We start from the raw sequence: 24,881 nt of genomic DNA on the forward strand, positions 1-24,881 counted from the left end.
TAGAAAAAAAGATCCGCTCCAAAAAGGAGCTTCGGATCTTGTTACAGTGTAAGAACGTGACCTCCATCGAAGAAATAGAGCGCACACCCTTTCACTTTCGTTTTTGTAATTTGTTCAACCGCTTTTGTATACAATTCGATTTGTGTTTCATACCTTTTTTGCAGAATCGGAGCCGCGCCTTCAAATCCGTTCCGGAATTTCCCCTCTATCCGATCTGTTTTATAGTCCAGCAAATAGAGGCCGTCCGCCGTTTCGTAGAGGCAGTCAATAATCCCCTGCACGAGCAGCGGTTCACCGGCCGTTTCGGCATCCTTGTACACCTCGCCGGCCGGAAGCGCCATACTGAACGGCACTTCCCGGTCAATCCGCAGCGCCCCGAGAAGGTCTTTACCGATTTCAGTTCCGAAAAACTGAACAATTTCTTCTATATCAATAGCTTCCTGCTGTTCTTCTGTCAGCAGCTCTTTTTCGTAAAGCATCCGGACCGTCCGCTCCGCTTCTTCGGCAGTCGGCACGTGCGTCAGCGGTATGTGCTGCATCACCGTATGCATCGCCGTTCCTTTTTCGGCGGCTGTCAGCCCTTTTTTCATCATAAAACCGGGACGCCTGTATAAAAGCGTGTCTCCTGACGGTTTGATGAGAGAGCGGCCGCTGTATTCATCCTCGTATTCTTGCTTTCTCTTCAGCTCAGAAACTGACTGCTTCGTTCTGATAGCCGTCAGCTCTCGGTACGGATATTCCCATTCAAGCAGACGGCGCGCCTGATCATCAAATGAAAACGAACCAGGAATCGGCTCGCCCTGCTGAATCGCTTTGAGACGTTTGCTCTTTTCTTCAGCACGTTCTTTTGGATTCTCTTCCAGCAATTCACTTTGCTGCAGCATCCGGATGTGAAAACGCGACGGGTCGCGCGCGATATCCTCAGACGATGAAAGTCCCGGCGTCCTGTGCGCCTCCATGTCACGGTGGCGGATGAGCGCCGGCCCGATAAAGTCCAAATAAGATGACGCCTGATAGCGGTCGAATTCAGAAAGAAGCCAATCAGCCCGGTCTGCTTGCGCCTGCCATTTGGCCAGTTGTTTTTCCCGGTTTTTGCAGGAGCCGACGAGAAACAGCTTTTCCTTCGCTCTGGTCAGCGCCACATACAATACGCGCAATTCTTCGGATAAGAGCTCTCTGCGCATCTTTTTCTTCATCGCCACAAGCGGAAGAGTCGGATAGCTGATTCTGAGTTCCGGATGAATGTACTTCGTGCCGAAACCGAGCTCTTTATCAAGCAGGTATGATTTGTTGAGATCCATCATATTAAAACTTCTGCCGAGTCCGGCGGTGAAAACGACGGGGAATTCAAGTCCTTTGCTGCTGTGGATCGTCATCAGCCGAACGACATCCTCCTGCTCGCTGAGCGCCCGGGCCGTCCCCAGATCATCGCCGCGCTCCTGCATCCGTTCAATGAACCGCAAAAAGCGGAATAACCCGCGGAACGCCGTCGCTTCGTACGAGCGCGCCCGGTCATACAAGACGCGCAGATTGGCCTGGCGCTGCTTTCCGCCGGGCATGCCGCCTGCATAGTCAAAATATCCGGTATCGCGGTATACTTCCCAAATCAGCTCAGACACCGAATGATTCGTCGAAAATGACCGCCACTTTTGCAGACTGTCATAAAAAGTTCTCAGTTTTTGATACAGGTCATCATGCCTGTCACCGTTCGCTATATATGCTTTAAGCGCTTCATAAAACGGCGCTTTTTTCTTTTCAAGGCGTATCAGCGCAAGTTCATTTTCGTCACATCCGACGATGGGCGAGCGCAGCACGGAAGCAAGCGGAATATCCTGATACGGATTATCAATCACCTTCAAGACTGAAAGCGCCGCAGCCACCTCCACGGCTTCAAAGTAACCCGACGTCAAATTGGCGTACACCGGAATGCCCTGGTTTTTCAGCTCTTCCATTAATTGCGGCGCCCACGGCATGGAGCGCAGCAAAATCACGATATCCCGGTACTGGATATTCCGGTGTGTTTTTGTTTTGCCGTCATATACCTTAAACGGAGATGAGACAAGCTTTCGGATCTCCCCGGCTATCGCTTTCGCTTCCCAGTGCACGGTTTCAAAGTCTTCGGCATCCTCGGCGCTGTCTGCGTCATCAGCGCTGTCAATCAGCAGCAGTTCCGTTTTTGCCGCGTCATTCGGCGGATACGATGCGCCGAGCTTCAATGCCGCCTGTTCATCGTAGTCCACTTCGCCGATTTTTCCGCCCATCAGCTGCTTAAACAAGAAATTCGTACTGTCCAAAATATCGGAGCGGCTGCGGAAATTTTGGTTCAGATCAATTTTCTGCCCCGCGCCTTCCCCGCTTTCTGTAAACCTTTTATATTTCCCGAGAAACAGCAGCGGCTCAGCAAGTCTGAAACGGTAGATCGATTGTTTGACGTCGCCTACCATAAACAGATTTCCCGCCTCTTCATTCCCGCTTTTAACAAGCTGCAGGATAGACTCCTGCACAAGATTGGTATCTTGATATTCATCAACCAGAACTTCATGAAACTGGTCTTGATAATAAACGGCCGCTTCGCTCGGCACCCGCCGGCCTTCTTCATCAACCGCAGTTAAAATCGCCAGGCAGTAATGTTCCAAATCTGAGAAATCAATAATTGATTTTTCTTGTTTCGCCGCTTCAAATCGTTTTCCGTACGATATCACGAGCTGAACGACCGTTTCGATGACAGGCTTCATATCTGTTAAACTCTTTAAGTGATCTTGCGGACTTCTTGTAAAGTAATCTGTCTTTACCTTTTCGATCAGTTTCTTCGCGCCGTTTCGCAAATCGGTCGCTTCGTCCAAAAGCGCTTTGTCAAATTCATCACCCTTTACCGCCTTCGCCCGCTTAAATGAGACTGCGGGAACCCGTTCATACAGCGCATCGAAGTCATGCCGGCAGCTGATCAGCTCTTCTATCTGCTGAAGGTCATCCAGAAAATTATCAGCACGCGGCGCCGGCCCGCCGGGCGCTTTTGTCAGTTCAAGCGCCTTCTCAAGCTTTTGTTTTGCCCCGAAGAGCGCCATTTCAACATCTTCTCTCACATACTGGTAAAACGGAAGCTCTTCCATTTTGCTTTCTTCCGTCACGTCATACAAGCGGACAAAGCTTTGCAGCCACGCTTCCGGGTCAGGATGCGACCGGGAATACTCGTACACCCGTTTGACAAGGTCTTGAAGATCCAGATCATGCCTGTCTGTCGTATATCTGTCCGCAAGCTCAAAAAACGCCTGATTCCCTTTTGCGTATTCATCTTCAAACAGCTCATCAAGCACTTCGTCTCCGAGCAATTCGCCTTCCGTCTGGTCAGCCATCCGAAAACCGGGGTCAAGATCAATCATATAATAATATTTTTTAAGCACTTGCAGACAGAAAGAGTGAAGCGTCGAAATGCTCGCCCGATTTAATAGAGAGAGCTGCCGTCTGATATGCAGAGATCCCGGATTTTTGGCGAGCTCTTTTTCTAATGCTTCCGCGATCCGATGCTTCATCTCCGCTGCTGAGGCGTTTGTAAAGGTCACCACAAGGAGCCTGTCAACATCAACCGGATCTTCCTCCGCGGTTATCTTTCTGATCATCCGTTCCACGAGCACGGCCGTTTTACCTGATCCGGCTGCGGCAGCGACCAGAATATCGCGGCCGGAAGAAACGATGGCGCTCCATTGGTCATCCGTCCATATGCTGTCTTTCGGTTTAGGAATTTGCATCATCATCCGCCTCCTTTTTCAGCCAATCCAGTATAGTGCCGTCTTTTTCCGCTTTCAGGCTGCGGTATTCATTTTCCTTAAGCGACTCATCAAACTGGCACACCGATTGAAACGCACAATACGTACAAGGCGTCTTATCTTTCAGCTTATACGGGGTAATGGACACAAGCCCGTCCGTTATCGCTTCGCCCGCCTGTTCAAATGTCCGCCGCACATGGTCTGTCAGCAGATGAAAATCCTGTTCACTGACCGCGGCTGAGTCGGATCTTAAAGAACCGTCCTTTTTCAAACCGGCATTGACGATATTTGAACGCCCTTCCTCCAACGTCGTGTCCATCAGGCTGATCGCCTCCCGGTCACCGAGGAGAAGGCCTTTCATTTTAAATTTCTTGAAAATTTCCTGCTCGATTTCATCAAGCCCCATCGGCAGACTGGCCTGAATCATCGGATCATGAATATGGAAATACAAAACGCCTGCCGGTGTCGCTTTCATGCCGAGCCAATCCGCGGAATGTGTAATCGATAAGTCAAGATATGTGAGCATTTGCAGAGCGAGCCCGTAATACACCTCAGCCAGATCAAGCCCTCTGTCGCTTGATTTATAATCAACGATTCTCAGCAGCAGGCCTTTTGAGCTTTCCGCTTTATCCACGCGGTCGATCCGTCCGACGAGTTCCATCGTACAGCCGTTTTTCAGCGTGAAAGTGAGCGGAGGCAGCGGCCCGCTTCCGCCGAAACCGAGTTCAAGACCGACCGGGACGAAACCGCTCGCCTTCGCATGCTCGCTTAATATGCCTGAAACACGAGTGACGATCTTCTGCAGTTTTTCCTTCACATAAAAGTGTCTGTTTGAGCTGAGCAGAATCTCTTTTTGCAGCTTTGGCGCAAGCCGTTCCACCGCTTCATAGGAGAAATTCCGGCACTGATCTTTCGTCAGATCGCGCCATTCCAGCTTCTGATCACGAAGCCGGTCTGAAATCAGCTTCAGGCTGGAGTGAAACAGCTGGCCGATATCCGGCGCTTCCAGCTTGAAAAACTGCCGCTCTTTTAATTGAAGCCCGTGAGATGCAAAATGAGAGAACTGGCAGGCATTAAACGCCTCCATCCGAGAGACGCTTCCTTTAATATGCTCGCCGTAAAGCTGGCGCGAAACAGGCCGTTCAAGACGCTTCGCCTCATTGCGGAAAAACAGGCTTGAAAACAGCTTTTTCGCACGCCGGTGATCAGACTCTTTCATCAGCACATTGTATGCGCTCCACCATACGTCACTGATCTCGTACTCTCTTGTCCACAGCCTGAGCTGACTTGCCGTATATGTCTGAGCCACCTGTTTATTGACGAGATACTGAAGCTGCTCTTCTTCGCTTACCTGCTCGGGGTCAGCCGCTGACAGCTTTTCCTGATGATCGGGAAACAGCTCGCCAAGCCTGTTTACAACGATTGACGGCAGGAGCGTTTTTCCTTCCGCATCGGCAATCGGGTATGACACATAAAGACGGTCAGACGGACTCGACAGCGCCATATAGATGAGAAAATGCTCATCAAGCAGCCGCTCACGCCCCGCGGAAGACAGCTCCACTCCGACCGCTTTCAGCCACTCCCGGTCATCATCAGACAGCACGCCGTTTTCATCCGGGCGCGCCGGAAGAACGCCGTCATTGGCCCCGATGACGAATGTGCAGGACGTGCCGTACATTCTTGAGAGATCCATATTCCCTACAAATACTTGGTCAAGCGCAGGAGGAATTAAAGAAAAATGAAGCGATTCCGTTCCCGTTTCAAGCATTTGCTGGAACAGCGCCAAAGATATTTCATCTTCACCCATCATGCCGGCAAACTCCTCGAGAAGCTGGATAACGGCATCCCACGCCTGGCCGTGCTGCTGCGCTTCGATCATGTTTCCGGCCTCTTCGGCCCGCTGCCTTTTTCGGTCCAGCTTCAGGGGAACATCGGTATCTTCCAAAAAGAGATAAAGAGCCTCCGCCATGCTTTGAACCGTTTTCGCCTTTTTCATCCGGTTTTGAAGCCGGACAAGGGGCGCGGCCATCCACTCTTTCGTCTCATTCAGCATTTGCTCCATCTCTATTTCCTGATCTGTCTGCGCGAAATCCTCATCGAGCGATACGAAGCGCCTGTATACAAACCGCTCGCCGCTCGTCCAGCGCTCCCCTTTAATGCCGTAGGCGATACAGTAGTTTTCAAGCTGATCAACCTGCTCTCTTATTTTCTGCTCCGGCTGATCAAGCGGGAATAACAGTTCGGTTTTCGCACAGCGGAACACCGCTTCATATCTCCAGTTCCCCTTCACGACATCCAGGCTTGAACGGATGAATTCAATAAGCGGGTGATGCTGCATAGAAGCTTTTCCGTCAATAAAATAAGGAAGCCCGTAATCGGCAAACACTTCCTTCAGCAAATCTTTATAATCTTCCGGCTGACGGATGAGAATCGCCATATCTTTGTACCGGTATCCTCCGTCCCGGACAAGTGATTGAATTTCCCGGGCAATACCTTCAAGCTCAGCTCTTCTGTTTTGCGCCTGCATGACGGTAAAAGCTTCCTGTCCGCCGGTATACGCCGCGGCGGGACGCACATCGTACTGCGACTCTATACAGGCAAGCTCCGGCACATGCCGATGCCGCTTCGTGCCATGCAGTTCCTTGCAGGAAATATCGGCATTCAATTCCTTTGCCGTCTGATAAAGCTTATAGTATGTGCTTCCCGTCATTCTGAACAGATCGAGCTCATCCGGTGCCTGTTCCGCCGAAGGACTGTCCGCCGTCAGCGAGAATGTGACATGTTCAGCATGCATGATCAGCTGCTCCAGCACCCTTAATTCCTGCGGCGTAAATTGATAGAATCCGTCGACGTAAACACGGGCGCCTTTTACAACGTCCGCCAAAGGAATCTGCTGAGCGAGCAGCGTCAAATAATCCTCTGAATGCAAATAGTGTCCGGCGAGGCTTTTTTCCATCTGCTGATATAAAACGCCTAAATCATGAAGTTTTTCAGACAGCATCCGCTCTCCGCGATATTCTGACGCCGTTCCGCTTTCCGCCATGCGGCGGACGTCTTCAGGCTCAATACAGTACCGCTTAAACTCTGTCAGCATCCGTTCCACCTGCTCAGTGAACCCGGTTTTGTCACTCGCTTTTTGATACACTTTAAACTCGTGCTTATGTTCTTCAATCAGTTTCCTTAAAAGCATCTGCACACCCGTCGTCGTCACAAACGGGCGGTTCATGCCCCCGGTATGCTGAAGCACGCGCCACGCCAAACGCGAAAAACTGAACACTTGAGCGCGTATCATGCCGCCGATATCCGGCGTTTTAGCAAGCTCATATTCCATTAAAAACGTCATTTGATCCGGGACTAGAAAAATGATCGGTTTCCCGAACGGCTCCCGGCGCAGTTCATCTTGAATGCTGTCGATAATCAGCCTCGTTTTCCCACTCCCCGATCTGCCTACTAAAAACTCAACACCCAAATTAGAAGACCCCTCTCTTTTTATCTTTCTACATTTTATCGAAAGTTGACGAAAATGACCAATCTCATCTGCTGGTAAAAACGGGATGACTGTTTTAAAAAATATCGTTTTTGACCAAAATAAAGAAAAAAGGACTAATGATGATGTCAGAATATCCCGAAGTGATTGTACGGACGGCTCTGTCGTTCAGCATTCTGTTTATCGGCGCCCGGATACTCGGTAAACAAACCATTTCACAGATGACGCTTTTTGATTTCATTGCGGCCATCTCGCTCGGCGCCATCACGGCAAATCTGTCGTTTAATACAAAGCTGCCGATTCATTATAATGTCATTGCCTACATTATTTTCGTGGCAATCATTTACCTTGTCGCATATCTTTCTATGAAAAACAGGGCCCTTAGGGGTTTCTTTGCAGGCAAACCGACCATTATCATTCAAAACGGTAAAATACTTGAGCATAATATGAAAACGATGCGTTATACCATCGACTACTTGAACCAGCAGCTGCGTGTAAATGACGTATTTGACATTTCTCAGGTTCAGACTGCCATCATTGAAACAAACGGCAGCATGTCAGTGGAGGTCAAACCGGAATTTGCGCCCATTACAAGACAGGATCTCGGCATCTTTGCCGGACATGAAAAGAACTTTGCCGTTGAGCTGATTATGGACGGCCGGCTGGTGATGAAGAATCTGGAAGAAAACCACGTATCGGAAAAATGGCTGAGAGAAGAATTGGACAAGAGAAACCTCAAACCGGAAGACGTCGTATACGCTGTGCGCGGAAGCAACGGCCGGCTTTTTGTCGACACATACGACGACCATATTACATCGCCGCTAGATCAAGAATAAAAATGACATCCGCACATGTCACGGGCTGCCGCCGTATAATACCCTATAAACATCCGGGGGTGAGTCCAATGCACGAGAATTTTTTTCATTATACAGCCATCTGCAGTGACGATTCTGTGCTTATCAAGGATCTGGTAAAATCCATAAACGGTGAATACAGCGCTGTGATTTGCTACTCAATATTAGCCGAAAAAGCGCCGACCGCAGAAATCAGAAGACGAATCGAACATATCAGAGAAGAAGAAGTGCGCCACCTGCACGCTTTCTCTTCACTGTATACGTCAATTACCGGAAAACAGTTGACGCCGAAACAGACGGAGCATTGTCCGCACACATACAGAGAAGGACTGAGGGCGGCGTTTTATGACGAGCAGAAAACGAATGATTTTTATTTGCAGGCATCCGATAGAGCGGTGCATCCGGAAGCGAAGCGGTTATTTGCCCGCACGGCATTTGACGAGCAGCGTCATGCCGTCTGGTTTTTATACGATATGGCCCACTCTCCTTTCCACCATACAGGGGGTGCGGTATCAAACGCGCCGAACACAAGCTACACCGAGGTAAATACCGGAAAATAACGGTTCAGGCAGATCACGCTCCCCCGCCGGGAGTCTTCAGACCGCAGACAAACCCCGTTCTTTCAACATGAGAGAATGGGGTTTACTTTTCGAGCCGTTTTTATACTCCCTCTAAACAATGGATAACTTCTTCATTGTATAATCAGCAAAAACCCTTTATAATAAAATAAACCAACTGGTCGGTTTTAAACGAACCGAGCCCCGCTTTGCCGGGACAACGATATGAATGAGGCGGAAAGGATCTGTGTGAAGTGACAAATACAAAAGGCGGTGCCGGAAAGAGCGAAAAGACGAAGAACAGGCTCGTATCCGCTTCGCGTGACTTATTTGCAAAAAAAGGATATTCAGAAACATCGATTCGGGATATTTTAGAGGCGGCCGAAATCAGTAAAGGCAATCTATATCACCATTTTAAAGGAAAAGAGTTTCTGTTTCTTCATATCATGGAAGAGGATCACCGCGTGATGATCGAGACGTGGAGGGAAATGGAAGCTGATCTGAAAGATGCTGCCGAAAAGCTGACGGGCTTTGCGGAGCTGCTCAGCCGGATGAGCATCAATTACCCGCTTATGAGAGCAAGTGAAGAGTTTTATGCGAGTGCGTTTACGTCAGAGGAGGTCGTAAAGCGGCTCAACAAAATTGATATTGAATATGACGATGTGATGAGGGAGATCTTAGAAGAGGGAAATCAAGACGGCAGCTGGTCCATTCATCATGTCGAATCAAAAGTGAAAATCCTGCTATCCGTCTTCTACGGTTTAGATGTGTTATATAAAAACGATACCATTCAGCAAAGAATCGAATTGCAAAAAGAAGCCATCTCCGCGTTTATTCACGGGTCGATCAGCGCTGATAAACAGAATGACAGCTGACAAAGGAGAAACAACATGCAAAAACCGATCAGAGAACAAAAGGCTGTACTCATCATCTTATTAAGCAACATATTTATTGCTTTTTTAGGCATCGGATTGATCATTCCCGTTATGCCGCTGTTTATGAATGTGATGCACTTGACGGGCAGCACAATGGGATACCTTGTCGCTGCCTTCGCCGTCGCGCAATTAATTGCATCCCCCATTGCGGGGAGATGGGTTGACCGCTTCGGCAGAAAAATCATGATTCTCGCCGGACTGTTTTTGTTCGCATTATCCGAACTGACCTTCGGATTGGGCACACATGTCTCCATTTTATATTTCGCAAGGGTGCTGGGGGGCATCAGTGCCGCTTTTATCATGCCCGCTGTTACAGCGTATGTCGCAGATATTACGACGGTGCAGGAAAGATCGAAGGCGATGGGCTATGTATCTGCCGCCATCAGCACAGGGTTTATCATCGGGCCCGGCATAGGAGGATTTATTGCCGATCACGGCGTTCGAATGCCGTTTTTCTTTGCGGCGGGAATTGCATTTATCGCAGTGATTTCCTCTGTCTTTATGCTGAAAGAGCCGTTAACTAAAGAAGAACGCGCAAAGCAGATGGAAAGCGTCAAAGAATCAACCTTCTTAAAAGATTTGAAAAAGTCGATTCATCCAAGCTACTTGATCGCCTTTATCATCGTCTTTGTTTTGGCATTCGGACTGTCGGCGTACGAAACGGTATTCAGCTTATTTACAAACCATAAATTCGGCTTCACGCCAAAGGATATCGCCATTATTATTACGTTCAGCTCCATTGTGGCGGTCCTCATTCAAGTGCTCGCATTCGGCAGACTTGTCAACTTCCTCGGGGAGAAAAAAGTCATTCAGCTTTGTCTGATCATCGGCGCTGTGCTGGCTTTCGTTTCTACGGTGATGTCAGGATTTTTGCCCGTGCTCGCTGTCACCTGCATCATTTTCCTTGCGTTTGATTTACTGCGCCCGGCACTGACTACTTATTTATCGAAAATCGCAGGAAATCAGCAGGGGTTTGTTGCCGGTATGAACTCAACATACACGAGTTTGGGCACCATTTTCGGCCCGGCTCTGGGCGGTATTTTATTTGATATGAATATTCACTTCCCGTTTCTGTTCGCAGGTGTGGTTTTATTTCTCGGTCTGGGATTGACCTTTGTGTGGAAAGGAAAAGCGGGCGAGGTTTCGGAGTAGGGTGCACTCACCCATCTCCGGAGCTTTTTTTATGTTTGTGATAAGAAAAATGAATGGATTATGAGAAATAATTCATTATTTATTTATCTCAAAATCTATACTATAGTAATAGTAAGGTTAACGAGCTTAACAATTTAATATGAATGTTTCAGGAAGAAGGGTTTTCATTGAAGAAAGACAAACATCTCCTTACGGATATCTGGTTTATTCTCATCAGTGCGGCAGGGGGGTTTCTTCTTTCGCTTACAGGGATGTCGATCGCCTGGATGCTCGGAACGCTGGCAGCCGGCTGCATCCTCTCCATGACGAGGCCCCGCTGGCTGTTCATGGCGCCTGACAGAAGAGGGATTCACCGCAGATGGCTTGCGGCGGGACAAATGATCCTCGGCATCGAACTCGGCCAGAAACTGAACCTGTCCGTTCTGTCGGTTTTACGGGAGCATTGGCTTCCGGTAGGGTTCATGCTGATTTTCTCTATCGTGATGGCGCTTGTTTCCGGATATGTGCTCTTTCGGTTCAGCCGGACGGACATGATGACAAGCTTTGTAGGCACGGCGCCGGGCGGTTTATCCGCCATGCCCGGTATCGCCCAGGAAGTCGGCGCAAACACCGCGATTGTAAGCCTTATTCAGCTGACGCGCGTCCTTTTGGTCGTCATGACAATACCGTTTCTCGTCATTTTCTTATTTACCAAACAAAACGGTACGGCTCAGACATCAGCCGGAGCCGTTTCGGCAGGAGCTTCATACCCGGGCCTTATTCCCGTCTTGTTAACGGCCGGATTTATTTTGGCTGCCTGGCTTGCAAGCAAAGGCGCAAAACGGCTGAAATTTCCCGCCCCTTGGCTGCTCGGCAGCATGATCGGCGTTGCTGCTGCGGAAATCGGCGTGTCCGCCTTGGCGGGCAAAGACATGCTGGCCTGGTGGCCGCCGGAAGCGAACCAGCTGTCACAAATTTTTCTCGGTGCCACAATCGGATCAAAAATGTACAAAAGCATGTTCACCGGCGTGACGAGAGTGCTGACCGTCGGATTTATTTCTTCCGTCGGATTAATCGCCGCCATGATTCTGAGCGCGGTTGCGGTTTCTAAATTAACGGGCATCTCCATGATTACATCTGTTCTCGCCTTTTCTCCCGGCGGGATCGCCGAGATGGCGGCGACTTCGATCACCCTGCACGAAGACTCGACTTTCGTCGTCGCGGTTCAGGTCATCCGGATCGTTCTCGTCATCGCCATGCTTCCGCCCTTCTATCGGCTGCTGCACCACCTTTCTCAGCTGAAACGGGCACACGGCGAAAGAGGCCGGGCAGAAAGAGGAACATGATCCGAATAAAAAAACACGCATCCATATGCGTGTTTTTTATTTGAACAGCTCTCCGCCGCCATTTACAGACCGCCAGTTTGCTGAAAGATCACGGAACAGCCGTTCAGCAAATAACAGTTCTTCATCTGTATAGCGGTCTAAAAACGCCAAGAGCCGCTTTTTTATCAATTCATGATATTCATGATGAAGGGAATGCAGCTCTTTCCCGGCAGGAGTCAGCCGGAAATAGACTTCTTTTTTATTGTCGCTCAGCCGGGTTCTGCGCAGAAAGCCGGCTTCCAAAAACTTCGCGCAGCTTCTCGACACGGTCGGCTTTGTCGTCTTCATTTTTTCCGCTATTGACGTGACATTGATCGGTTCATGATCTCCGATACACGACAAAATGTGAATTTCCGTCAAGGTCAGCTGTAATTTTTTTCCGTTTTCTTCACGGAGTTCGTCCATCCGTCCGGCCAACGACGCCCTGATGTCCTCCTGACACCTCTCCTGCTCGTGAAAAATATCTGTCAGCCCTTCAAGAATCATGTGTTTTGCATGGTCTGGCTGTCTTCTGTCCAACTGCTGAATCACCCTTCCGTATTGATTGTTTCTTTTACTATAACGTTTTGTTACACAAGAAACAATCACACAGGCGCATAAAAGGGTATCAGATGAATCCCCATCTCTCCAAACCGGCCAGAACGGCTTCTTCCGCTTCACGTCCCGAGCCGCCGGCTGCCCATGCCGCGTGGCCGTCCGGCCGGATTAAAACGGTGTGGACGTCATCCCAATCGGCACGTGTTTCAGCAAGATCCGCCCTTACAGCTGCCACGCTGTCCGTATCAATACCGGCGGGAATGCTCCCTCTTAATGACAGAAGCACAAAGGCGCCCTTATGAAGAAAATCATACAGCCGGGCCGGCCGCCCGTCATGAAGGGTCAATTCGATATCCGGCAGGCGTTTTCCGTTCAGGGTATGCGGCGGCAGCTCCGCATCCGGTTCATAATGCAGATCAAGCGCGGATACTTTTCCCGCCAATAAACGGTTGGACTCCTGAAAATCCAGCAAAGCGGTCATCGTTTCTCTTAATGCCATACCCGACTCGGTAAAATCCATGAGCTTTATCTGGGTTTTTATATTGTGCAACACTTCTTTTCCTGTGCTGTGCCTTTCCTGATGATAGCTGTCCAGAAGATGAGGCGCCGCTTTTCCCTTCATTTGCGCCGCCAGCTTCCAGCCGAGGTTGAAGGCATCCTGAAGCCCCGTATTCAGGCCTTGGCCGCCTGCGGGAAAATGAATGTGCGCCGCATCCCCGGCCACAAAAATCCGGCCGGATCGGTACTGCTCAGCCTGACGCTCGGCATTGCCGAACCGCGACATCCATACCGGATCACTCAATCCGAAATCAGTGCCGCATATCCGCCGCAGGTCTTCTTTCAGCTCATTTTCAGTGACCGGCTCTTCCTTCCGCTTTTGCGGAGCGTGCGGAGAAACGATGAGGACGCGGAAAAGTCCGTCCGTAAGAGGGACAATCACAACCGATCCCTCCAGGCGGCACGTTGACAAAAAGGAAGATTCGGGCGGATGTTTCAAAGCGGCATCACAAAGGGTTCCTGTTAAGTCGGCATCAGTGCCCGAAAAAGCGATGCCCGCCTGTTTCCTGACAATGCTCCCCGCTCCGTCTGTACCCGCTGCATAAAAGCTGTGAAGAGTGCGGATACCGCTTTCGTCCCGGAACACCGTCTCCACTCCGTCATCCGTCTGGGTGACAGCCACCGCTTCCGCCCCGCGGATGATGTCTGTGCCGAGACTTGATGCATACTCCTCCAAAATCCGCTCCGTTTCTGCCTGAGGCAGCATTAACGAATAATTCTGCTTCGTATCCAGCCGAGAAAAATCCAGCCGTGTATCCAGCATGGAAAAATGGCCGGAAGACACCTTCGTCCCTTTTTCCAAAAAGCGTTCCAATATGCCCCTCATGGCAAAAAGTTCAAGTGTGCGCGGATGCATGATAAGCGCTTTGGAATATGGCACCGTCTTCTTCAATCGTTCAATGACAGTCGTTTTCACTCCGGCCAGCGCCAGTTCTGATGCAAGCATAAGCCCGACCGGACCTCCCCCGATAATGGCAGTCTGTGTTTTCATCTCATCAGTCCTCTTTCATATTTTTTGTTACACACGTAACAATATCACCAAAAATAAAACGCCTCTTTTTTGTTTCGTGCGTAACAATTTTCATTATAGTCTTTCCTCTGCTTTTTGACAATCATTTCCGAAAAAAAGACGCCGTTCACTTGGCGTCTGATTCACTGATGACTCCGACAATGTCTTTATCCTTAATCGGACCGAAATGACGGCTGTCGAGGCTGTATATGCGGTTGTCGCCAATAACAAAGTATTGTCCCTTCGGTATGCTTTTGCGCCCGGTCGTTTCCTTCAGCGTATAATCACCGGTCACATGGCTCCCGGCGGACAATGATGACTTTAACGGTTTTAAAAACGGTTCCGCCACCCGTTTTCCATTCACATACAGCTGATCCTCCCTGTATGCGATTGACTCGCCGGGGAGCCCGATGACTCGTTTGATCAGCACTTTGCGGTGCGGGCCTTTAAACAGGACAATATCGAAACGGCGGATCGTTTTGTAACGATGGGAAAACTTGTTGACCATCAGCTCATTTCCTTGTTTAAAGGTCGGATTCATGCTGATTCCTTCGACTTTATAATCAATAAAAATGGCATTCTTTAATTGTATGGCCAAAACAACGATAAGCACGCCGGCTATAAACCAAAATCGTTTTTTCAAGATTCCTGTCTCCCTCCGTCTTTCTCATGCTGACTGATTCTCGTCTGTAAACGCCGTTCGATATGCTTTCCGGCATACCACAGCACCGCGATCACCGTTATGGCGCCCGCCATCCTGAAAGGCTGTGTCATGAGTGCGTGAAGATCATACCCGATAAAACTGATCATAAAGATCATGACCATTTTCCCCATAGCGGCTGCTGATATAAACTGCAGCGCCCCCACCCGTGACAGACCGGCAACGATATGAACCGCAGCGGACGGCGTAAAGGGGAAGCAAAGTAAAATAAACAGCGGACCGAAACCGTGCCGCTCAACCCAGAGCATCATCCGCCTTATGGTCTGATGCCTGCGGATGAAACCGAAAGCTCTTTTCTGTCCGAAACGGCGGACGGCATAAAACATCAGCATCGATCCTGCCGCAGATCCAAGCCACGACAGAAAAAAACCTTCCCACAAACCAAATGCATTCGTATTCGCCACCACAAATACAACAAGCGGCAAAAACGGAAGAAACGCTTCAATAAAAGGCAGTGCAGCCGCAGCCGCCGGGCCGAAAGCTCTATAGCTTTGGAACCATTCCGTCAGCTGTTCCTCAGTCAAATATGATAAAAATTGCTCCAACGTTTATACTCCTTAACGAGTTTGTCTATCCTTATTCTACACATTATCTCCAAAAAACGAAAATGTTTACGAGATTTTCCGACTTGAAATATCGTGTAAGCGAGTATAAAATAAGAACAAATGTTCTCTTTTTTAAGAAAGAAGGAGTATTTATGCCTGACATCCGGAGCGGCACCCGCGATCTCATCGAAAAAGGGCTGTTTCTGCCCATGGCGGCTGCCATCCTGAACCGGGACCTCGAAGCGCTTGATTCGTGCCCGTTCAAATTAAAACAACCCTATAAACAGCTTATCGGCTGCTCTTTAAAATTAGCACAAAAGGATTTGAGTGATGTTCGAAAAGAGTTAAGAAAGCGTAAAATTAAACTATACGAAGCGGAAAGAGATGAAGCATTTACGCTTTATATATGCACCATTAACGGCTATGAAGAAAAACACCGTTATTTCAACCCGAGAATACGGGAACAGGTAACCGCCTTATTGGAATATTACCTGTCTCTTGCGACCATTTAAAAAGCAGCCGGGACTGCTTTTCCTTTTCAGTCGATAAATTTCAGACTATTCACACTATACATTCGACATGATTTTCTTTATAATCGGGACACGCTGTTTCCAATGAAAAGGAGGAATGTTATGAAACTGATTCATGTTCTCGCCGCCCTGCCCTTTTTCGGAATTCTCGCCGGCATTCCATTTGCCAACCGGGTGACGCCTTATGTTTTCGGAATGCCTTTCATTCTCGCGTATGTCGTCATCTGGGCGGTGCTGACTTCCGTTCTGATGGCCGCCGTTTACAAATTGGACAAAGAAAACAAGGCGGGTGAGGCGGAATGAACGCAGCATTTCCCGTAATGGCCGCCGTGCTCCTGTTTTGTGTATATCTCGGAATCCGGGCCCGAAAAGGAAAAAATATGGACCTTGAACAATGGACAGTGGGCGGACGCGGCTTCGGCACGATGTTTGTCTTTTTATTAATGGCGGGAGAAATATACACGACCTTTACATTCCTCGGCGGAAGCGGATGGGCTTACGGAAAAGGAGGCCCCGCCTTTTATATTATCGCGTACGGCTGCCTTGCCTACATTTTGTCATATTGGCTTCTGCCAGCCGTGTGGACTTACGCCAAACAACACAAACTGATGTCGCAATCAGATTTTTTTATTTCAAAATACAACAGCCCGCTCCTCGGCATTCTCGTATCGCTCGTCGGCATCGCATCCCTCATCCCCTATCTCGTCCTGCAGCTGAAAGGGCTCGGATTAATTGTTTCAGCAACGTCATACGGACAGATTCCGCCCTCAGCCGCTGTCTGGATCGGCGCTGTCTCCATCACGATTTATGTGATGATATCAGGAATCCACGGTTCGGCGTGGATATCCGTCGTCAAAGATATCATGATTTTAGGCATCGTCCTGTATTTAGGCATTTATTTGCCCATTCATTACTATGGCGGGTTTACGGAGATGTTCAAACAAATTGACGCCGCAAAACCCGGTTTTCTCACGCTGCCGGAAACCGGACAGAGCGTTTCCTGGTTCAGCTCAACGGTTTTGCTGACCGCTCTCGGCTTTTATATGTGGCCCCATACATTTGCCGCTTCCTATTCGGCGGAGCATCCGCGGGTGTTTCGGAAAAACGCAATCATCATGCCTCTTTATCAGCTCGTCCTGCTGTTTGTCATCTTTACCGGATTTGCGGCGATTCTGCAGGTGCCCGGTTTAAAAGGGGCGGACACGGATCTCGCCTTATTAAAGCTGTCTGTGAAAACCTTTGATCCCTGGTTTGTCGGACTGATCGGATCGGCGGGCATTCTGACGGCGCTTGTACCCGGTTCAATGATATTAATGGCCTCAAGCACGCTGTTCGCCAAAAATGTGTACAAAGCCATTCTGCCCGGCACGACTGACGAAAAAGTCTCACGGCTCGCAAAATACGCCGTACCCGTCATCGCGCTGATATCCGTATATTTTACGCTGAAAGGCGGAAATACCATCGTCACCTTGCTTTTAATGGGCTACAGCCTTGTCACCCAGCTTTTCCCCGCACTCTTATTCAGCCTGCCGAAGCGGCGTTTCATCACAAGCCACGGCGCTTTTGCCGGCATAACGGCCGGGGTCGGAACGGTAGCCTTCATTACGCTGACCGAATCAACCATCGGAACCCTCTTTCCGTTTCTTCCGCAGATCGTTAAGGATATGAATACAGGCATCATCGCGCTGGTTCTGAACATTTCCGTCATGTTTGCAGTCAGCGCCGCAGTCAGAAAAAAACAAATCAGCGCAGCCGAAAAGGCGGCTTAAATGGTAAGATAGCGGTAAGATACACGAAAGGGGAAAAACGCATGATCATGACAACGACCGAAACCGTCGCCGGAAAACAGATTACGGAAGTGAAAGGCCTGGTGACAAGCAGTATCGTCCAGTCCAGACACATCGGCAAAGACTTGCTTGCAGGCTTAAAATCTGTCGTCGGCGGCGAATTGAAAAGCTATACTGAAATGCTGGAAGACTCCAAAAAAGCGGTGAAAGAGCGGCTGATCAGAGAGGCGGAGCAGCTCGGAGCGAACGCCATCGTCGGCCTGCGGTTCGAACTGACCGCAGGACAGAACACATCCGAATTAATCGGATACGGAACCGCCGTCACCGCCGAATCCATTTAAAAAAACAAGCCTCTTTAAAGAGGCTTGTTTTTTTATTTCTCACATGCGATATAGTCTTTATCTCGGTCAAGTCTTTTATTTGCATTGTAAAGCGCTTTTGATACATACGGCTTGTACTTTGTTCTGCCGCCCTTGTTTTTCACTTTTGACGATTTGGCCACGCCGCCCTTATACACCTTATTCAGCGCCTTGCAGTTTTGATACGTTTTTACCTTTGTTTTCGCTTCTGCCGTCTGCCCCGCTCCGTATGAACAGCCGAACACCAGACCGAAAGACAAAAGCACAGCTGCCGTCTTTTTCATTTCTATCCTATCCCCTTTCCTGAATCATGCTGTATTGCTGAACATATCATAGTTCAAATAATCTCCATTTACAAGATAAATAGGAAAATAGTTTTAATTTACGTCCGCCCGTATATCTTTTATGGAATTTTTCCCAAAACCTTTTATAATATGAATTGATAGCGCTATCTGACTATGATGATAGGAGGAGAAATGATGATGAAAAAAGGGCTTCTTGCGGGTGTGCTCACTACAGCCGTTCTATTCGGCGCATGTACGGCGGATATTCCGGGGGTGATCAGTCCCAAAACGGCGGAAGCGGCGTCCCAGCTCAGCAAAGGAATCGGCGGAAGGGCCTACCTGAACAGCACGGGCTCAGTTCTCGTCACGAAAATTCAGCTTCCAAGCTCGATTCAGGTGTCAAATGGGACAGCCTATATTTACTCAGGATTTACCGGAGGCACAGAGGCTGATATCGGGCTTCAGTACAGTGACACCTATCATGTATGGAAACCGATCATGAAAGTCGGTTCAAAGGGGCAAGGCCAGGTCCGGTATCTGGAAGGAGAAAGCCAATTCACCTATACGAAAGGCTTCCGGCCCGGCAGCACCGTACAGCTGACCATTTACAAAAATCTGAACGGCAATACCCGCGCCACATATTGGGGCACGAATAATGACGGATACACCGGCCGCATCATCTCAGAACTCGCCCAAACAAATGTAGGCTCTGTCTCAAAATGGAAAGCGCTCGCCACCGTCGCGGTCACATCAGAGGATCAGCGCCCTTACATCAAATCAAACTTCTCAACAGCCTTTACGAACATCACGATCGACAATAAAGCAGTCACCCCTGTGATTGATACACAGGATTTTGCCAAATTGACAGTGTCAGGCAGCAGCGTCAGCATGTCTGTCGTCAAATAAAGAATGTTGAACGCACGATTTCTGCCATCGTGCGTTTCGTGAGGGTCTGCCGGATACGCAAATCCTTTATTTTTCGGATTACGTTTAATAAACAAACTCTGTTACATTCAAAATGTCGATTTCTATATAACAATTAGAGGAACCTCATTTGTTGAGGTTCCCCGTTATTCTCCAACTCACGCACCGGTTAACTTCACATACTGTCAGCCGGCTCAGGGCTGTCCAATTTTAGTTAGAATATAGCTTTAACAGGTCTTGTGCTGGAAAACGATCTGCATCGTTCGCCTCTACAAAATATGCCAACTGCCATTTTTGTGTTTTGATAGCTTGTTTGCTAGTGGGATTTTCCCATTTAGGGTAAACTCTAATTGCCATTTTTCCTTTTGCAGCGGCTGTTTTAAGGATATTTTGCTTTACAAGAACTTCTTTTGGAAAAACAAATTGTCCAAAATGATTATTACCGGCAAAAGTATTGATTACCAATAAATCAGCAGCTTTTTCATATGAAAAGGCTTGGTTTTTACCATCTCCATCTTTTTCCCAAAAAGCAACAAACTGTCCTATCTTGTTAGGCGTTATTTTTGCGACTCTGAATCGAACTGACTTTGAATGCAGTTGAAACATACCGGCCCCATACTCTGAGTTTTGAGCTTCTTCTTGAATATCATGTATCGTTAAGTGATTTGGTTCATAAAAAATTTTATTTACATATGTTAACGCCTTATAAAATTCATTCACTGCTTCGTACTCCTTATTTTTTATAGTACGTCATCCATTGCTTCTTGATTAAAATGGGCTGATCATGTGTTTCCAATAAAAAAACAGCCCTCGTCAGGGTTGTTTTTTAACATTTCTTTCATTATTTCCGCCAAAATGCTGAGCAGTCCGCCTTATCCTGAATATTGAATTGAATCATGCGTTCAAGCAGCTCATAATGCACCGGTTCAGTCGATTGAATTCTGAACAAACGGGAAGTAGCGCTGTAGCCGGCACGGGCAATGTCGTCGGCAAAATGCGCAATTCCAGCTTCTTCGGGGGAAACACTTACATGATGCTTTGCTGCCGCAAAGCCGATAATAAAGGTGCCGTGATCCGTAAACATCGGCGTGTTCCACTTGATCTGCGCTTCTAAGTTCGGAAATTGGCCAGCCGTCCACGACAGGATTTCCTCCATTCGCAGACGATGATCAGGGCTGTCGATACTTGATAAATAGTCTTTGAAAACGTCCATGTCTTCCTCCTTCAACATCACGTCCGCTAGCGCCAAAACCCCGGATTTTCAGCTTTTTCCTTGATGTTAAATTCGATGATCTTCTTAAGCAGATCATAGTGCACCGGATCAGTCCATCGAATTCTGAACAGGCGCGAAGAAGCGCTGTACCCGGCCTGGGCGATGTCATCGGCAAAATGCTCCATCGTCTCTTTTTCAGGTAAAATGCTCAAATGATTTTTTGCCGCGGCAAACATAATGATATAGGTGCCGTGATCGGTAAATGTCGGTTTGTTCCACTTGATCTGCGCTTCTAAGTTCGGAAATTGGCCAGCCGTCCACGACAAAATCTCCTCTGCCTTGAGACGGTGATCCGGGTTATCGATTCCTGATACATATTTTGCAAACACATCCATGCCCATCTCTCCTAAAATGAAAAATCATTACTCTTTACATCATCATAGCCAACAGACGGACACGATACAACTCTATACCGGCATGTAAATCGAAAAAAGCCCTCCCCAAAAGGAGAGGACCCGTCCCTTCGCATCATAGCTTTCTCTAATATCTCTCCCCCAGCTCCCGCAAAATAAAGTCGTAGATCATTCTTGTCCGCTCTTCCTTCGGATACAGCATGAATTCCTGCCGCTTCGGGATATGACTGCCCATCCTGTCCTGAAAAGTGGTTCTGAGATAGGCGGTTCTGTAAACCTGATTTTCAAAAGAATGATAGGATACTTCCAGTTCCATCGTTTTGCCGTTTGAGAACGTGACCGCTGTGTCATCAAATGCCGTCGGTTGAAAATCTTTAACGTGAACATGCGATATCCAGCCGCATTGAGGCCTTGCAGAAGAAAGTGTAGGGAATAAAAAGATGTGATTTGAAGGGTCCACCATAATCGGCGGCTTGTGAGAAATTTTAATCGCTTCATATGTTCCCGCTTTTCTCCCGGCATAGCTGGAACCAAAGTAGCGGCAGCTTCTGTCGATGATGTGAATCGGCTTCATGCTGACATACAGAATGCAGTCTTTTTCAATGACCTTCGACCCCATTTTACCGTCTATTTCCTCAGGCAAAACAGCGATGGTTGAACGATTTACTTCGTAGCTTTCTAAGGGTGCGTGTGTTTTCTGGCACATGATGTGCATCCTCCAATCCTTTTCTTGAAAATTTATACTAATAATCTATCATCTGTCATTGGAAAACGACAGGTTTTTTTCGAATATAGCTAAAAATCACCTTTTAAAGATGTAATTTAGTCTTAAATTACTATTTAAATATTATTTTTCTTTTTCGTTTCACCTCATTTATACAATGATCATTTACGTTTTTTCGTCAATTTGCAGGATATGTCGATATATTTCCAAGTATTAGTTGTCTAAAGATTATAAAAATTAATTGATTTTTCCGGCCGTTATCCATATACTATAAAAAAGGCATTGGGGGGATTCTTTATGAAAGAGAAAAAGTCGTACACTGAGCTCATGAAGTCCCGCAACACGCAAAAAGCAAACGAATTCGATGTGACAATGGCCGATATTTACATTCAAATGGTGCTTGATGAATCCTTGTATAAACGCCGGATCGCCATGCTGACAATGCAGATTAATAAGGCGCTTGATGATAAAAATAAAGAAGCGTTCCTCACGCTTTCAAAAGAATATGCCGCACTCAAACAGAGTGAATAAGCCAATCCATATGGATTGGCTTTTTTTACATTATCCGTTTACGATGGTGCCGCCGTTCACATGAATCGTCTGGCCCGTGACATATGAAGAATCATCGCTTGCTAAGTACAAATAGCTCGGCGCCACTTCAACAGGCTCTCCCGGGCGCTGCATCGGCACGTCTGAGCCGAAGACTTCCACTTCCTTCGCCGAGAAGCTCGCCGGGATCAGCGGCGTCCAGATCGGCCCCGGCGCCACTGCGTTTACTCTGATGCCCTGAGTGACAAGAGATTGGGAAAGAGATCTTGTAAACGTGACGATCGCCCCTTTTGTCGCTGAATAGTCAATCAATGTTTTGTGGCCTTTATAGGCGGTAATGGAGGCCGTATTAATGATTGAACTTCCTTTTTTCAGGTGAGGGAGCGCGGCTTTCGTTAAGTAAAACATTGAAAAAATATTCGTCTGAAACGTTCTGATGAGCTGGTGGCTCGTGATTTTCTCAATCCCCGGCTGCACGTGCTGCTCCCCCGCGTTGTTGACCAGGATGTCAATGGAAGGAAAGGCTTGGCCCGCCTGGCGGATGACATCGTTGCAGAAGGCTTCGTCTCCGACATCCCCTGCGATCAGCAGACACTTCGCCCCCTCTTTTTCTACATATTGCTTCGTCTCTTCGGCATCCTGATGCTCATCAAAGTAAACGATGACCACATTAGCGCCTTCCTTCGCGAATAAAACGGATACGGCGCGGCCGATCCCGCTGTCTCCGCCCGTGATGATCGCCGTTTTCCCTTCAAGTTTTTTCGCCGCTTTCGGTTTGTCAAAAACGGGGCGCGGGTCCATTACATATTCAAAGCCCGGCTGCCGGTTTTGATGCTGCGGCGGCAAGGTTTTCTTCTTCTGATTAGCCATTTTGATCACTCCTTTACATTAATTACTATATTATGAGTAATTTGAGCAACTTATACGAATTTCATGTATGAACAGAGTCTTATTGGAAAAATTAAGAATATACAACAGAGGAGGTAAATCTGAATTGACTACTTTTTCAAACGAGGAACCGGCTTCCTATTGGAAAGCAACAGCTGACATTCCTTCCTTTCCCGCCCTCACTGAAGATACGGAATGTGACGTTGCGGTTATCGGCGGAGGAATTACGGGCCTGACAACGGCATACGAACTGACGAAAAGAGGTTTCCGTGTCGCTGTCATTGAAGCAGACCGGATTTTAAACGGGACGACCGCGGGCACGACCGCAAAAATCACCGCCCAGCATGATTTCATCTATGCCGATCTTATTCAGCAAATCGGACAGACCAGCGCAAGGCTGTATTTCGAAGCCCATCTCCGCGCCATGGAAGACATGAAGCAGATCATCAAGGACCTTTCGATTGACTGCAGACTGATTGAACAAGACGCATATCTTTACACCAATACAGAATCAGGCGCCAAAAAAATCCGCAGTGAGCAGGAAGCTTATACCAAGCTCGGTATTGAACACGAACTTGTGAAAGAACTTCCCGTCCCCGTTGATTGCAGGCTCGGCCTCGCCATGAAGAATCAGGCGCAATTCCATCCGCTTTTATATGGCGCGGCGCTCGTCAAAGAGATCGTTAAAAACGGGGCGCGGATTTTTGAACAGACGGCTGCGATCGACATAAAAAAAGAACCGCAGCCGGAAGTGGTCACGAAAAACAGACACGGCATCAAGTGCCGCTATATTGTCTGCTCTTCCCACTTTCCTTTTTATGACGGAGGCGGGCTTTACGCCGCCAGAATGTATGCCAGCAGATCCTACGTACTCGCGGTAAAACCGAAACAAGCGTATCCGGACGGGATGTATCTCAGCATAGACAAGCCGTCCAGATCACTGCGATACACCGATTTGAACGGTGAAAAACTGGTTCTTGTCGGCGGCGAAAGCCACAAAACAGGCCAAGGAAAAGAAATGTCCGAGCATTACGAAGCACTGAAACAATTTGCGGAAGACACAATCGGAGTTGAAAGCATCCCATATCATTGGTCTGCACAAGACCTTGTCACCATTGACAAAATTCCGTTCATCGGTCCCATCTCGGGCGATGAAGAACATATTTTGGCGGCGACCGGTTTTAAAAAATGGGGTATGACAAGCTCAGCGCTCGCCGCGAAGCTTTTGGCTGATCATATTCAAAACAAAAAGAACCCGTTTTCCGGCCTGTTTATTCCGTCACGCTTCCACGCAGATCCGGGACTGAAAAAACTGATTTCCTATAATGCCGACGTGGCCAAACACCTTATCTCGGGCAAACTTGAGAGGCCGGACGCTTCACCTGAGACTCTTCGGCCCGGGGAGGGAAAAATCGTAACGGTAAACGGCAAACGGGCCGGCGCCTATAAAGATGAAAAAGGCTGTCTGCATCTTGTCGATACGACATGCACCCATTTGGGCTGTGAGGTCGAATGGAATGACGGCGAACGGACGTGGGACTGTCCTTGTCACGGGTCCCGGTTCACACCTGACGGCGGGGTTGCCGAAGGTCCCGCCATCAAGCCGCTGAAGCGCCTCAGCCAAGATTGACTAAACCATTCTGTACGAATGGTTTTATTTTTTTCCGCATTAAAATATTTTTATCAGATTCCTTCATTCAAGTTCCTTCCATACCGATAAAAAGAAA

At 48.2% G+C, this 24,881-nt stretch carries 24 protein-coding genes; 12 read left to right on the forward strand and 12 right to left on the reverse strand.

Annotated elements, in window-relative coordinates:
* Nucleotides 1-41 precede the first annotated feature (41 nt).
* Nucleotides 42-3,746: a helicase-exonuclease AddAB subunit AddA gene (gene addA, locus RUW00_RS14395; RefSeq protein WP_280145435.1), complete on the reverse strand. Its 3,705-nt coding sequence runs from the start codon at nt 3,744-3,746 to the stop codon at nt 42-44.
* The gene (gene addB / locus RUW00_RS14400) at nt 3,733-7,233 is read right to left on the reverse strand and encodes a helicase-exonuclease AddAB subunit AddB (RefSeq protein ID WP_315956661.1); all 3,501 of its coding nucleotides are present in this window, start codon (nt 7,231-7,233) and stop codon (nt 3,733-3,735) included. Before addB ends, addA begins: the two co-directional genes overlap by 14 nt.
* Before the next feature lie 140 nt (nt 7,234-7,373).
* On the opposite strand from addB, the gene RUW00_RS14405 reads away from it, so the two are divergent.
* The 5 genes from RUW00_RS14405 to RUW00_RS14425 all read left to right on the forward strand — a co-directional run bounded on the left by RUW00_RS14405 (nt 7,374) and on the right by RUW00_RS14425 (nt 12,074).
* Complete coding sequence (locus RUW00_RS14405; RefSeq protein WP_104843237.1) at nt 7,374-8,087, forward strand: DUF421 domain-containing protein; 714 nt, start codon at nt 7,374-7,376, stop codon at nt 8,085-8,087.
* A 68-nt stretch (nt 8,088-8,155) separates the two neighbouring features.
* Nucleotides 8,156-8,665, forward strand: coding sequence for a ferritin-like domain-containing protein (locus tag RUW00_RS14410; protein ID WP_095273027.1), 510 nt, complete (start codon nt 8,156-8,158; stop codon nt 8,663-8,665).
* A gap of 251 nt (nt 8,666-8,916) precedes the next feature.
* Nucleotides 8,917-9,537 carry a TetR/AcrR family transcriptional regulator gene (locus tag RUW00_RS14415; protein ID WP_280144993.1) on the forward strand — a complete coding sequence of 207 codons (621 nt, stop codon included), beginning with the start codon at nt 8,917-8,919 and terminating at the stop codon, nt 9,535-9,537.
* A gap of 15 nt (nt 9,538-9,552) precedes the next feature.
* Nucleotides 9,553-10,749: an MFS transporter gene (locus tag RUW00_RS14420; protein WP_014417364.1), complete on the forward strand. Its 1,197-nt coding sequence runs from the start codon at nt 9,553-9,555 to the stop codon at nt 10,747-10,749.
* A gap of 167 nt (nt 10,750-10,916) precedes the next feature.
* Nucleotides 10,917-12,074: an AbrB family transcriptional regulator gene (locus RUW00_RS14425; RefSeq protein WP_280144992.1), complete on the forward strand. Its 1,158-nt coding sequence runs from the start codon at nt 10,917-10,919 to the stop codon at nt 12,072-12,074.
* A gap of 36 nt (nt 12,075-12,110) precedes the next feature.
* Here the strand turns inward: RUW00_RS14425 and RUW00_RS14430 are convergent, their stop codons facing one another.
* The 4 genes from RUW00_RS14430 to RUW00_RS14445 form a co-directional block, all read right to left on the reverse strand.
* Complete coding sequence (locus RUW00_RS14430) at nt 12,111-12,632, reverse strand: MarR family transcriptional regulator (RefSeq protein ID WP_012117244.1); 522 nt, start codon at nt 12,630-12,632, stop codon at nt 12,111-12,113.
* Nucleotides 12,633-12,720: 88 nt separating this feature from the next.
* Complete coding sequence (locus tag RUW00_RS14435) at nt 12,721-14,199, reverse strand: monooxygenase (protein ID WP_280144991.1); 1,479 nt, start codon at nt 14,197-14,199, stop codon at nt 12,721-12,723.
* A gap of 145 nt (nt 14,200-14,344) precedes the next feature.
* A complete protein-coding gene (gene lepB / locus RUW00_RS14440; RefSeq protein ID WP_003155158.1) occupies nt 14,345-14,860 on the reverse strand; it encodes a signal peptidase I in 516 nt (171 codons plus the stop codon).
* Complete coding sequence (locus RUW00_RS14445; protein ID WP_059367273.1) at nt 14,857-15,483, reverse strand: TVP38/TMEM64 family protein; 627 nt, start codon at nt 15,481-15,483, stop codon at nt 14,857-14,859. Before RUW00_RS14445 ends, lepB begins: the two co-directional genes overlap by 4 nt.
* A 152-nt stretch (nt 15,484-15,635) precedes the next feature.
* Here RUW00_RS14445 and RUW00_RS14450 point away from each other — a divergent pair, with 152 nt between their 5' ends.
* The 4 genes from RUW00_RS14450 (at nt 15,636) to RUW00_RS14465 (ending at nt 18,141) form a co-directional block, all read left to right on the forward strand.
* Nucleotides 15,636-15,995: a YhjD family protein gene (locus RUW00_RS14450; RefSeq protein WP_017417407.1), complete on the forward strand. Its 360-nt coding sequence runs from the start codon at nt 15,636-15,638 to the stop codon at nt 15,993-15,995.
* A 120-nt stretch (nt 15,996-16,115) separates the two neighbouring features.
* On the forward strand, nt 16,116-16,316 hold the full coding sequence (locus tag RUW00_RS14455) for a DUF3311 domain-containing protein (RefSeq protein ID WP_007409181.1): 201 nt from the start codon (nt 16,116-16,118) through the stop codon (nt 16,314-16,316).
* On the forward strand, nt 16,313-17,782 hold the full coding sequence (locus tag RUW00_RS14460) for a sodium:solute symporter family protein (RefSeq protein ID WP_280144990.1): 1,470 nt from the start codon (nt 16,313-16,315) through the stop codon (nt 17,780-17,782). The genes RUW00_RS14455 and RUW00_RS14460 overlap by 4 nt, the downstream gene beginning before the upstream one ends.
* A 41-nt stretch (nt 17,783-17,823) precedes the next feature.
* Nucleotides 17,824-18,141 carry a YbjQ family protein gene (locus tag RUW00_RS14465; RefSeq protein ID WP_003155166.1) on the forward strand — a complete coding sequence of 106 codons (318 nt, stop codon included), beginning with the start codon at nt 17,824-17,826 and terminating at the stop codon, nt 18,139-18,141.
* A 32-nt stretch (nt 18,142-18,173) separates the two neighbouring features.
* Here RUW00_RS14465 and RUW00_RS14470 read toward each other — a convergent pair whose 3' ends face one another.
* Entirely contained in the window at nt 18,174-18,443 is a 270-nt protein-coding gene (locus tag RUW00_RS14470) for an excalibur calcium-binding domain-containing protein (RefSeq protein WP_003155168.1), read from the reverse strand.
* Nucleotides 18,444-18,638: 195 nt separating this feature from the next.
* On the opposite strand from RUW00_RS14470, the gene RUW00_RS14475 reads away from it, so the two are divergent.
* Nucleotides 18,639-19,349, forward strand: coding sequence for a YrpD family protein (locus RUW00_RS14475; protein ID WP_215797018.1), 711 nt, complete (start codon nt 18,639-18,641; stop codon nt 19,347-19,349).
* Nucleotides 19,350-19,577: 228 nt separating this feature from the next.
* On the opposite strand, the gene RUW00_RS14480 is transcribed toward RUW00_RS14475, so the two are convergent.
* From RUW00_RS14480 to RUW00_RS14495, 4 genes are all read right to left on the reverse strand, one after another.
* Nucleotides 19,578-20,087, reverse strand: coding sequence for a MepB family protein (locus RUW00_RS14480; RefSeq protein WP_128496547.1), 510 nt, complete (start codon nt 20,085-20,087; stop codon nt 19,578-19,580).
* Nucleotides 20,088-20,208: 121 nt separating this feature from the next.
* Nucleotides 20,209-20,580, reverse strand: coding sequence for an iron chaperone (locus tag RUW00_RS14485; protein ID WP_174532632.1), 372 nt, complete (start codon nt 20,578-20,580; stop codon nt 20,209-20,211).
* A 26-nt stretch (nt 20,581-20,606) separates the two neighbouring features.
* A complete protein-coding gene (locus tag RUW00_RS14490) occupies nt 20,607-20,975 on the reverse strand; it encodes an iron chaperone (protein ID WP_012117235.1) in 369 nt (122 codons plus the stop codon).
* 145 nt (nt 20,976-21,120) lie between these two features.
* Nucleotides 21,121-21,699, reverse strand: coding sequence for a competence protein ComK (locus RUW00_RS14495; RefSeq protein ID WP_003155179.1), 579 nt, complete (start codon nt 21,697-21,699; stop codon nt 21,121-21,123).
* Nucleotides 21,700-22,014: 315 nt separating this feature from the next.
* Between RUW00_RS14495 and RUW00_RS14500 the strand changes: the two genes are divergently transcribed.
* Nucleotides 22,015-22,248, forward strand: a complete 234-nt coding sequence (locus RUW00_RS14500) for an IDEAL domain-containing protein (RefSeq protein ID WP_007610478.1) — start codon at nt 22,015-22,017, stop codon at nt 22,246-22,248.
* A gap of 30 nt (nt 22,249-22,278) precedes the next feature.
* Here RUW00_RS14500 and RUW00_RS14505 read toward each other — a convergent pair whose 3' ends face one another.
* On the reverse strand, nt 22,279-23,136 hold the full coding sequence (locus RUW00_RS14505) for an SDR family oxidoreductase (RefSeq protein WP_007610477.1): 858 nt from the start codon (nt 23,134-23,136) through the stop codon (nt 22,279-22,281).
* 124 nt (nt 23,137-23,260) lie between these two features.
* On the opposite strand from RUW00_RS14505, the gene RUW00_RS14510 reads away from it, so the two are divergent.
* The gene (locus RUW00_RS14510) at nt 23,261-24,784 is read left to right on the forward strand and encodes an FAD-dependent oxidoreductase (protein ID WP_115940941.1); all 1,524 of its coding nucleotides are present in this window, start codon (nt 23,261-23,263) and stop codon (nt 24,782-24,784) included.
* The last annotated feature ends 97 nt before the right edge of the window (nt 24,785-24,881 follow it).

The sequence above is a fragment of the Bacillus sp. IS1 genome (genome assembly GCF_032461585.1).
In the GTDB taxonomy this organism is placed as follows: Bacteria; Bacillota; Bacilli; order Bacillales; family Bacillaceae; genus Bacillus; species Bacillus velezensis.

What these genes read in the sequence shown, in the direction of transcription:
- RUW00_RS14420 (WP_014417364.1), top strand. Translation starts at nt 9,553, where the DNA reads ATGCAAAAACCGATCAGAGAACAAAAGGCTGTACTCATCATCTTATTA.
- RUW00_RS14505 (WP_007610477.1), bottom strand. Translation starts at nt 23,136, where the DNA reads ATGGCTAATCAGAAGAAGAAAACCTTGCCGCCGCAGCATCAAAACCGG.
- RUW00_RS14475 (WP_215797018.1), top strand. Translation starts at nt 18,639, where the DNA reads ATGATGAAAAAAGGGCTTCTTGCGGGTGTGCTCACTACAGCCGTTCTA.
- addA (WP_280145435.1), bottom strand. Translation starts at nt 3,746, where the DNA reads ATGCAAATTCCTAAACCGAAAGACAGCATATGGACGGATGACCAATGG.
- RUW00_RS14455 (WP_007409181.1), top strand. Translation starts at nt 16,116, where the DNA reads ATGAAACTGATTCATGTTCTCGCCGCCCTGCCCTTTTTCGGAATTCTC.
- RUW00_RS14460 (WP_280144990.1), top strand. Translation starts at nt 16,313, where the DNA reads ATGAACGCAGCATTTCCCGTAATGGCCGCCGTGCTCCTGTTTTGTGTA.
- RUW00_RS14450 (WP_017417407.1), top strand. Translation starts at nt 15,636, where the DNA reads ATGCCTGACATCCGGAGCGGCACCCGCGATCTCATCGAAAAAGGGCTG.
- RUW00_RS14435 (WP_280144991.1), bottom strand. Translation starts at nt 14,199, where the DNA reads ATGAAAACACAGACTGCCATTATCGGGGGAGGTCCGGTCGGGCTTATG.
- RUW00_RS14485 (WP_174532632.1), bottom strand. Translation starts at nt 20,580, where the DNA reads ATGGACGTTTTCAAAGACTATTTATCAAGTATCGACAGCCCTGATCAT.
- RUW00_RS14405 (WP_104843237.1), top strand. Translation starts at nt 7,374, where the DNA reads ATGATGTCAGAATATCCCGAAGTGATTGTACGGACGGCTCTGTCGTTC.
- RUW00_RS14500 (WP_007610478.1), top strand. Translation starts at nt 22,015, where the DNA reads ATGAAAGAGAAAAAGTCGTACACTGAGCTCATGAAGTCCCGCAACACG.
- RUW00_RS14410 (WP_095273027.1), top strand. Translation starts at nt 8,156, where the DNA reads ATGCACGAGAATTTTTTTCATTATACAGCCATCTGCAGTGACGATTCT.
- RUW00_RS14470 (WP_003155168.1), bottom strand. Translation starts at nt 18,443, where the DNA reads ATGAAAAAGACGGCAGCTGTGCTTTTGTCTTTCGGTCTGGTGTTCGGC.
- RUW00_RS14490 (WP_012117235.1), bottom strand. Translation starts at nt 20,975, where the DNA reads ATGGATGTGTTTGCAAAATATGTATCAGGAATCGATAACCCGGATCAC.
- RUW00_RS14465 (WP_003155166.1), top strand. Translation starts at nt 17,824, where the DNA reads ATGATCATGACAACGACCGAAACCGTCGCCGGAAAACAGATTACGGAA.
- RUW00_RS14495 (WP_003155179.1), bottom strand. Translation starts at nt 21,699, where the DNA reads ATGTGCCAGAAAACACACGCACCCTTAGAAAGCTACGAAGTAAATCGT.